Annotated in this window: 5 protein-coding genes and 1 pseudogene; all 6 read right to left on the bottom strand. The window is 73.1% G+C overall.

All coding sequences use genetic code 11. From position 1 onward, the window contains the following. A pseudogene (locus tag NH342_RS20490) lies at positions 1-335 on the bottom strand (hypothetical protein); the annotation flags it as partial. Between the two features lie 236 nt (positions 336-571). Continuing rightward, a complete protein-coding gene (gene gyrA / locus NH342_RS20485; protein ID WP_253017789.1) occupies positions 572-3,058 on the bottom strand; it encodes a DNA gyrase subunit A in 2,487 nt (828 codons plus the stop codon). Between the two features lie 144 nt (positions 3,059-3,202). Continuing rightward, a complete protein-coding gene (gene gyrB / locus NH342_RS20480) occupies positions 3,203-5,239 on the bottom strand; it encodes a DNA topoisomerase (ATP-hydrolyzing) subunit B (RefSeq protein WP_253017787.1) in 2,037 nt (678 codons plus the stop codon). Between the two features lie 245 nt (positions 5,240-5,484). Then, complete coding sequence (locus NH342_RS20475) at positions 5,485-7,245, bottom strand: ABC transporter ATP-binding protein (RefSeq protein ID WP_253017785.1); 1,761 nt, start codon at positions 7,243-7,245, stop codon at positions 5,485-5,487. A gap of 23 nt (positions 7,246-7,268) precedes the next feature. After that, complete coding sequence (locus tag NH342_RS20470; protein WP_253017783.1) at positions 7,269-8,219, bottom strand: hypothetical protein; 951 nt, start codon at positions 8,217-8,219, stop codon at positions 7,269-7,271. A 22-nt stretch (positions 8,220-8,241) separates the two neighbouring features. Next, positions 8,242-8,724, bottom strand: a complete 483-nt coding sequence (locus NH342_RS20465) for a DUF721 domain-containing protein (protein WP_253017791.1) — start codon at positions 8,722-8,724, stop codon at positions 8,242-8,244. Positions 8,725-8,742: the final 18 nt, after the last annotated feature.

The raw sequence follows: 8,742 nt of genomic DNA, 5'->3' as shown, positions 1-8,742 counted from the left end.
GTCGAGGAGGCCGCCGGCTGCGTGGGGCCGGACGGCGCCTGGCCGGCTGGCCGGGACGCCTGCGCGCTGCCGGACGGCGCCGCGCCGCCCCAGCCCGGGGCGACGGCGGGCTTGGCGGCCCCCGACCCCTTCGAGCCCTGACCCGACGACCCCGAGCCCGACGAGGAGCCCGAGGACGAGGAGCCGGCGGGACGGGCCGCGTCGGCCGCCGGGGGCGGGACGTCGGGGGCACCGCTGCCCGAACCCGGCTTCTCGGTGGGGATGGCCGCGGTCTCCGGGTCGGCATCCGCCCCGGCGTCGTCGGTCCGCACCGAGCCCTGCGTCCGGTCGCTCATGCCGCTCTCCGTCCCGGGGGGCGTCCCCGTCGCGCCCGGAGCCACCCCGGCGGGGGCGACGTCCGCACTTCTGTCGTCGATCCTCCGGTCCCGACCCGGACCTGGTGGTCCGTGCCGTGGCCCGGCATCCGCCCCAGCCTAGGCGCGGAGGTCACCGTCGGGGTCCCGCGCCCGACCGGCACGCCGTGCACCCCGTCGTCGGCAAGGCACGAGCCTTGCCGGCGACGGGGCCCTGCTCAGAGCGTCGTCTGGCCGGTGGCCTCGGCCTCGTCGTTGTCGGTGGTGCGGGCGATCGCCACGATCGAGACGTCCTCGGGCAGGTTCATCAGCTTCACGCCCATGGTCGCCCGGTCCTTGTTGTGCCGGACGCCGTTGACGGGGGTGCGGATGACACCGCCGCTGGAGGTGATGGCGTAGAGCTCGTCGCCGAGCACCACGGACAGCGCGCCGACGAGGGCACCCTTGCGGGCCTTGGGGTCGGCGGTGAGCACACCCTTGCCGCCGCGGTTCTGCTCCGGGTAGTTCTCGATCCCGGTGCGCTTGGCGTAGCCGCCCTCGGTGGCGACGAGGACGTCGACGCCCTCGGTCACCACGATCATGCTCAGCAGCTGGTCGTCGTCGGCCAGGGAGATGCCGCGCACGCCCTCGGTGGCCCGGCCCATGGGGCGCAGCTGCACGTCGTCGGCCTTGAAGCAGATGCTCATCGCCTTGCGGGTGACCAGCAGCAGGTTCTGCTCCGGGTCGATGAGCGCGGCACCGACCAGCTCGTCGCCCTCGCGCAGGTTGATCGCGATGACGCCGCCGCTGCGCGGGGAGTCGAAGTCGGCCAGCCGGGTCTTCTTGACCTGGCCGCCGGCGGTGGCCAGCACCAGGTACGGGGCGACGCCGTAGTCCTTGATCTGGATGACCTGGGCGATCTTCTCGTCGGGCTGGAAGGCCAGGATGTTGGCCACGTGCGCGCCCCGGGCGGTGCGGGCGGCCTCGGGCAGCTCGTAGGCCTTGGCCCGGTACACCCGGCCCTTGTTGGTGAAGAACAGGATCCAGTCGTGGGTGGAGCCCACGAAGAACTGCTGGATCAGGTCGTCCTGCTTGAGGGTGGCGCCCATGACGCCCTTGCCGCCGCGCCGCTGCGAGCGGTAGAGGTCGGCCTTGGTGCGCTTGGCGTAGCCGGTGCGGGTGATCGTGACGACCACCTGCTCCTCGGCGATGAGGTCCTCCATGGACACGTCGCCGTCGTGGGCGACGAACTGGGTGCGCCGGTCGTCGCCGTACTTGTCGACGATCTCCTTGAGCTCGTCGCGGACGATCTGCCGTTGCCGCTCCGGGGAGTCCAGGATCGCCTGCAGGTCGGCGATGGTGGCCTCGATCTCGGCCAGCTCGTCGAGGATGCGCTGCCGCTCCAGGGCGGCGAGGCGGCGCAGCTGCAGGTCGAGGATGGCCAGCGCCTGCACCTCGTCGACCTCGAGCAGCTCCATCAGTCCGGTGCGCGCGGCCTCGGCCGAGGCGCTGGCCCGGATGAGGGCGATCACGGCGTCGAGCTGGTCGAGGGCCTTGGCGTAGCCGCGCAGGATGTGCGCGCGCTCCTCGGCCTTGCGCAGCCGGTAGCGGGTGCGCCGCTGGATGACCTCGACCTGGTGGATGACCCAGTAGCGGACGAGCTCGTCCAGCCGCAGCGTGCGGGGCACGCCGTCGACGATGGAGAGCATGTTGCAGCCGAAGGAGGTCTGCAGCTGGGTGTGCTTGTAGAGGTTGTTCAGCACGACCTTGGCGACGGCGTCGCGGCGCAGGGTGATGACCAGCCGGCGGCCGACGCGGTCGGAGGACTCGTCGGCGATCTCGGAGATGCCCTGCAGCCGGCCGTCCTTGACCTGCTCGGCGATGTTCTCGGCCAGGTTGTCCGGGTTGACCTGGTAGGGCAGCTCGGTGACCACCAGCTGCACCCGGCCCCGGGAGTCCTCCTCCACGGCCACCACCGCGCGCATCCGGACCGAGCCGCGGCCGGTGCGGTAGGCGTCCTCGATGCCGTCGCGGCCGACGATGAGGCCGTGGGTCGGGAAGTCGGGGCCCTTGATCCGCTCCATGCACGCGGCCAGCGCCTCCTCGGCGGCGGCCTCGGGGTGGTCGAGCATCCAGTAGACGGCCTCGGCCACCTCGCGCAGGTTGTGCGGGGGCATGTTGGTCGCCATGCCGACGGCGATGCCGGCCGAGCCGTTGATCAGCAGGTTCGGCACCCGCGAGGGCAGGACGACGGGCTCCTCGGTGCGGCCGTCGTAGTTGCCCTGGTAGTCGACGGTCTCCTCGTTGATCCCGGCCAGCATCTCCATGGCCAGCGGGGTCAGCCGGCACTCGGTGTAGCGCATGGCGGCCGCGGGGTCGTTGCCCGGGGAGCCGAAGTTGCCCTGGCCGTCGATGAGCGGGTAGCGCATCGACCAGGGCTGGGCGAGCCGGACGAGGGCGTCGTAGATCGCGGTGTCGCCGTGGGGGTGGTAGTTGCCCATCACCTCCGCGACCGGGCGGGCGCACTTCACGTAGCCGCGGTCGGGGCGGAAGTTCTGGTCGTACATGGCGAACAGCACGCGGCGGTGCACCGGCTTGAGGCCGTCGCGGACCTCCGGCAGGGCGCGGCCGACGATCACGCTCATCGCGTAGTCGATGTAGCTGCGCTGCATCTCCTGCTGGAGGTCGACCATCTCGATGCGGTCGGTGCTCACGGGCTCGGTCACGGTTCGGTTCTCCACAGGTCAGTGCACAGCGGTGGACAAAAGTCCAGGTCGACAAGGGGTTTGGGCGACGTCCGGGTGGCTACCGGGTGTCCTCCCGGTGGCCGACCGGTCGCTCCGGGCCCGAACGGGCCCGGAACGGCCCGGTCAGACGTCGAGGAAGCGGACGTCCTTGGCGTTGCGGGTGATGAACGAGCGGCGGGCCTCGACGTCCTCACCCATGAGGACGCTGAAGATCTCGTCGGCGGCGGCCGCGTCCTCGAGGGTGACCTGGCGCAGGATGCGGGTCTCGGGGTTCATCGTGGTCTCCCACAGCTCCCCGGCGTTCATCTCGCCCAGACCCTTGTAGCGCTGGATCATCTCCTCCTTGACCTTCCGCCCGGCCTCGGCACCGGCCTTGACCAGCGCGTCGCGCTCGCGGTCGGAGTAGGCGTACTCGTCGTCGTGCTTGGCCCCCCACTTGATCTTGTACAGCGGAGGCTTGGCGAGGTAGACGTACTGGCCCTCGACCAGCGGCCGCATGAACCGGAACAGCAGGGTCAGCAGCAGCGTGGAGATGTGCTGGCCGTCGACGTCGGCGTCGGCCATCAGCACGATCTTGTGGTAGCGCAGCTTGGTGATGTCGAACTCGTCGTGGATGCCGGTGCCGAAGGCGGTGATCATCGACTGGACCTCGGTGTTCTTCAGCACCCGGTCGATGCGTGCCTTCTCGACGTTGATGATCTTGCCGCGGATGGGCAGGATCGCCTGGAACATCGAGTCGCGGCCGGACTTGGCCGAGCCGCCGGCCGAGTCGCCCTCGACGATGTAGACCTCGCTGCGGGCGGGGTCGGTGGAGCGGCAGTCGGACAGCTTGCCGGGCAGGCCGGACACCGACAGCAGGCTCTTGCGGGCCAGCTTGCGGGCGTCCTGGGCGGCGCGGCGGGCGCGGGCGGCCGAGCTGGCCTTGGTGATGATGGTCTTGGCCTCGGCCGGGTTGGCCTCGAACCAGTGCCCGATCTGCTCGTTGCAGACCCGCTGCACGAAGCCCTTGACCTCGGTGTTGCCGAGCTTGGTCTTCGTCTGGCCCTCGAACTGCGGGTCACCGAGCTTGACCGAGACGATCGCGGCCAGGCCCTCGCGGATGTCCTCGCCGGACAGCTTGTCCTCGGGCTTGTCCTTGAGCAGCTTCTTCTCGACGGCGTACCGGTTGACGATCGAGGTCAGCGCCGCGCGGAAGCCCTCCTCGTGGGTGCCGCCCTCGTGGGTGTTGATGATGTTGGCGAAGGTGTGCACCGACTCGGAGTAGGACTCCGACCACTGCATCGCGACCTCGAGGCTCATCGCGGTGTCGTTCTTGCCGGTGCCCTCGGCGCCGAAGGCGACGACCGACTTGTGGATCGGGTTCTTCTTCGCGTTGACGTGCTTGACGTAGTCGGACAGGCCGCCGTCGTAGCGGTAGGTGACCTCGGTGGCCTGGAAGGGCTTGTCGTCGGCCTCGACCGGCTCGGCCTCCAGCGTCAGCAGCTCCTCGCCGGCGGACTCGGCCGCGGCGGTGCTGCGCCGCTCGTCGCGCAGCACGATGGTCAGGCCCTTGTTCAGGAAGGCCATCTCCTGCAGGCGGCGGCGGATGGTCTCGAACGAGTAGGTGGTCGTCTCGAAGATGGACGGGTCGGCCCAGAAGGTGATCGCGGTGCCGCGCTTGTCGGTGGACCCGATCGTGCGCAGCTCGCCGGGCACGGTCTCGGTGTAGTGCTGGGCGTACTCGACCCCGTCGCGCCAGATCTCGACGTCCAGCGAGGTGGACAGCGCGTTGACCACGGTGACGCCGACGCCGTGCAGGCCACCGGAGACGCCGTAGGACTTGCCGTCGAACTTGCCGCCCGCGTGCAGGATGGTCAGCACGACCTCGACGGTGGGCCGCTTCTGCACCGGGTGCTCGTCGACCGGGATGCCGCGGCCGTTGTCCTCGACCCGGACGCCGCCGTCGTCGAGCAGGGTGACCCGCACGGTGTCGCAGAAACCGGCCAGCGACTCGTCGACGGCGTTGTCCACGACCTCCCACACCATGTGGTGCAGGCCGCGCTCGCCGGTCGAGCCGATGTACATGCCGGGGCGCTTGCGGACCGCCTCGAGCCCCTCGAGGACGGTGATCGAGCTTCCGGAGTAGGAGTTCTGCTCGGCAGGCTTGCCGGATCCAGCCACGTGGGGCCCTTCTTCTCGCGCGAGCCGCCGGCCGGCCGCGCCGACCCCGCCGGGGAGGGCAGGAGGCGCAGGACGGCGCTCAGCGGGCTGCTGGCGGTACGACCCCTCGATGGTACCGGGTCCCGCCGACAGAACCGCGCCGTCCGCGCCCTGACGTCACCTCTGCCGCACCAGGAGGACCTCGACCACCACCGGTGTTGCCCCGGCGTCCGTCACGGACTCCAGGACGCCGGTGACGGGCTCGCTCAGACCAGCAGCTGGGCGGTGGCGAGCTCGCGGTACAGCGGGTCGGTCTCCACCAGCTCGTCGTGCGTGCCCACCGCGACCACCCGGCCGGACTCCAGCACCACGATCTGGTCGGAGTCCCGGACGGTGGACAGCCGGTGGGCCACCACCAGCAGTGCCCGGTCGCGCGCGGCGGCGTCCAGGGTCTGGCGCAGCAGGGTCTCGTTGCGGGCGTCGAGGCTGGCGGTGGGCTCGTCGAGCAGCAGCAGCGCAGGCCGGGCCAGCAGCGAGCGGGCGATGGCCAGCCGCTGGCGCTCCCCGCCGGACAGCAGCACGCCGTCGTCGCCGACCAGCACGTCCAGGCCCAGCTCGGACCGCTCGACGACCGGGGTGAGGCCGACGTCGGCCAGCACCCGCCACAGCTCCGGCTCGGGGGTGGCCGGAGCGGCCAGCAGCAGGTTCTCCCGCACCGTGCCGGCCAGCACCGGGGCCTCCTGCTCCACGTAGCCCATCCGGGCGCGCAGTGCCGCCCGCGGCAGCTCGCGCACGTCGGTGCCGGCCCAGCGCACCGAGCCGCCGGTCAGCGGGTAGAAGCCCTCGACCAGCGCGAGCAGCGTGGACTTGCCCGCACCGGAGGGACCGACGACGGCGGTGCGGCTGCCCGCGGGCAGGGCGAAGGAGACCCCGCGCAGCACCGGCGTGCCGTCGGGGTAGTCGAAGTCGACGTCGCGCAGCTCCAGCAGCGGGACCGGGTCGCCGGGGGCGGGGAGCCGCGGCGCGGTCGTCGTCCCCGGGCGCTGCGGGTGCTCGTCGTCCTCGGGGTCCAGGGCCAGCACCTCCTGCACCCGGGCCAGCGCGCCCAACCCGGTCTGCAGCTCGGTGTAGGCGCGGATGACCTGGCCCAGCGGCTGGACCAGCAGGAACAGGTAGAGGATGAAGGCGATCAGGTCGGCGACGGTGATCGCGCCGCTGGCCACCCGGTAGCCGCCGACGCCGAGGACGGCGAGGAAGGCACCCTGCACGGCGATGCCGCTGGCCGGGGCGACCAGCGCCTGCAGCCGGGCCACGGCCACCCCGGCGGTGAACGCCCGCTGCGCCGACGCCCCCACCGTGTCGACCTCGCGGGCGGTGGCGCCGCTGGCCCGGATGGTGCGCACCGCCGACAGCGAGCGCTCCACCGCCGCGCTCATCGCGCCCACCTGCTCCTGCGCCTGGCGGGAGAGCACCCGGACCCGGCGCGCCGCGGCGATGGCCACCGTCACCCCGATCGACACCGACGCCAGGGTGATGAGCAGCAGCAGGCCGTCGACCAGCGCCATCGCCACCAGGGCGCCGATGCCCAGCACGAGCGAGCCGCCGACCTCCACCACGCCGCTGGTGACCGTGGCGCGCAGCAGTGTGGTGTCCGAGCCGACCCGGCTCATCAGGTCACCGGTGCGCCGCCGGTCGTACTCGGTGACCGGCAGCCGCAGCAACCGGTCGGCCAGGGTGCGCCGGGTGCTGAGGACGACGCCCTCGGCGGTGCGCTGCAGCAGGTACTGCTGGCCGGCACCGAGGACGGCGGCCGCGACCAGCACGACCACCAGGGTGGCCACCACCGGCAGCAGCGGGCGGCCGGCACCGACGGCGTCGACCACCCGGGAGACCAGCAGCGGCTGGGCCAGGGCCGCGGCCGCCGAGACCAGCGACAGGACGGCGGCCGCGACCAGGGCGGCGCGGTGCGGCCGCAGCAGCGGCAGCAGCTCCCGCAGACCGGCGGCCGGGCGAGGGGGCTGCGTCACCGCCCGGCGGCGAAGGCTCTGCGTCACCGCCCGGCGGCGAGGGCTCCCACCACCGCGACCAGGATCCGGGCGTGGTGCTCGACCAGCAGCGGGCGCTGGCCGTCGGGCCGGACGGCGGCGACGAAGCCGGCGGCCGACCACAGCTCGTCGCCGTCGTCGGAGCCCAGCAGCAGCTGGCGGACGACGGGGTCCTCGACCAGCCGGCGCAGCTGCGGGGAGTCCTCGGGAGCCAGCAGCACCCAGCGGGTGTCGAACTCCTGGTCGCCGCTGGGCAGCTGCAGCAGCCCGCCGGTGCCGTGCCGCCAGAACCGGGCCGGGGTCAACCGGAAGCCCGGGACGTCGCCCAGCACCGGCGCTGCGGTGACGGCGTGGGTGGCCACCCAGCCCTTGCCGTAGGGGGAGACCACGTCGAAGGCGACCAGGTCGACGCCGTCGGCCCGGCCGCGCAGCACGTTCGAGGGGACGTCGGACTTCCCCGGCCGCACCGGCGCGGAGCGGACGAGGTCGGCCAGCGGGGCGTCCTCGGGGGCGGTGCCGTCCGACGCCGTCCAGCCGTAGGCCGCTCCCCAGGCGGCGAGCTCGCCGGCCGGACCGCCCTTCGGCGCGAACGCCTGCTCGATCTCGGTGGGCTTGCGGGGCCGGCGGGAGAACAGCCCGCGGCGCTCCTCGGTGGCCGGGGGCGCCTGCTGCGGCTGGGCGTCCCACGGCTGGGGCTGCTGACCGGCCGGCTGGGTGGGCGGGTCCCACTGCTGCGCCGGCGGGGTGGCGTCCCGGTCCTGGGACGGTGGCTGGGCGGGGCGGTCGGGGGCGGCGTCGGGCAGCGACCAGCCCGGCGGCTCCCAGCCTGCACCGGACTGCGGGTCCGGGGACTGGCCGGGCGGCTGCTCACCGCCCTGGCCCAGGTGGGTGGGCTCGTGCCAGCCGCGCTGGTCCTCGGGACGGTCGTCGAAGCCGTCGTTCCGGGGGGTGCTCATCGGTGCTCTCTCCTCGTGGCTGTCAGCCGTAGGTGTCGCGGGGGCCGCGGCCGCGGACGGTGCGGGGGCCCTTCTTCCAGCTGGGGGCCGTCGGTCCGACAACGCGCAAGCGGGTCACGACGTCCCCGCCGACCTGGTTGTGCAGCTTGCCGAGGATGGTCGGGGCCATCATCCGCAGCTGGGTGGCCCACGCGGTGGACTCCGCGACCACGGTCAGCTCGCCCTCGCTCAGCGACTGCGGGGCGCAGTGCGCCGCGATGTCCGGGCCGACGAGGGCGTCCCACCGGCCGAACACCGAGCCGACCTTCGTCCGCTCGCCCCAGTCCTCGGCGCTGACCAGGGAGTCCACCAGGGAGCCCAGGGTCTGCGGGTCGTCGGCGCCGGGGCCCGGGCCGGTCCACGAGCGGCGGGGCCCGGCGACCCGGCGGCGGGTGGGCCGGGGGCGGGCGGCCGAGGCGGCACGGGCGGCGTCCAGCGCGGCCCGGGCGATGTCGCTGACCACCATCACCTGCTTGCGGGGCAG

It is taken from the genome of Klenkia sp. PcliD-1-E (assembly GCF_024124375.1).
Taxonomy (GTDB): Bacteria; Actinomycetota; Actinomycetes; order Mycobacteriales; family Geodermatophilaceae; genus Klenkia.
This window is presented reverse-complemented; position numbering and strand designations above follow the sequence as displayed.

What these genes read in the sequence shown, in the direction of transcription:
- NH342_RS20470 (WP_253017783.1), bottom strand. Translation starts at nt 8,219, where the DNA reads ATGAGCACCCCCCGGAACGACGGCTTCGACGACCGTCCCGAGGACCAG.
- NH342_RS20465 (WP_253017791.1), bottom strand. Translation starts at nt 8,724, where the DNA reads ATGGTGGTCAGCGACATCGCCCGGGCCGCGCTGGACGCCGCCCGTGCC.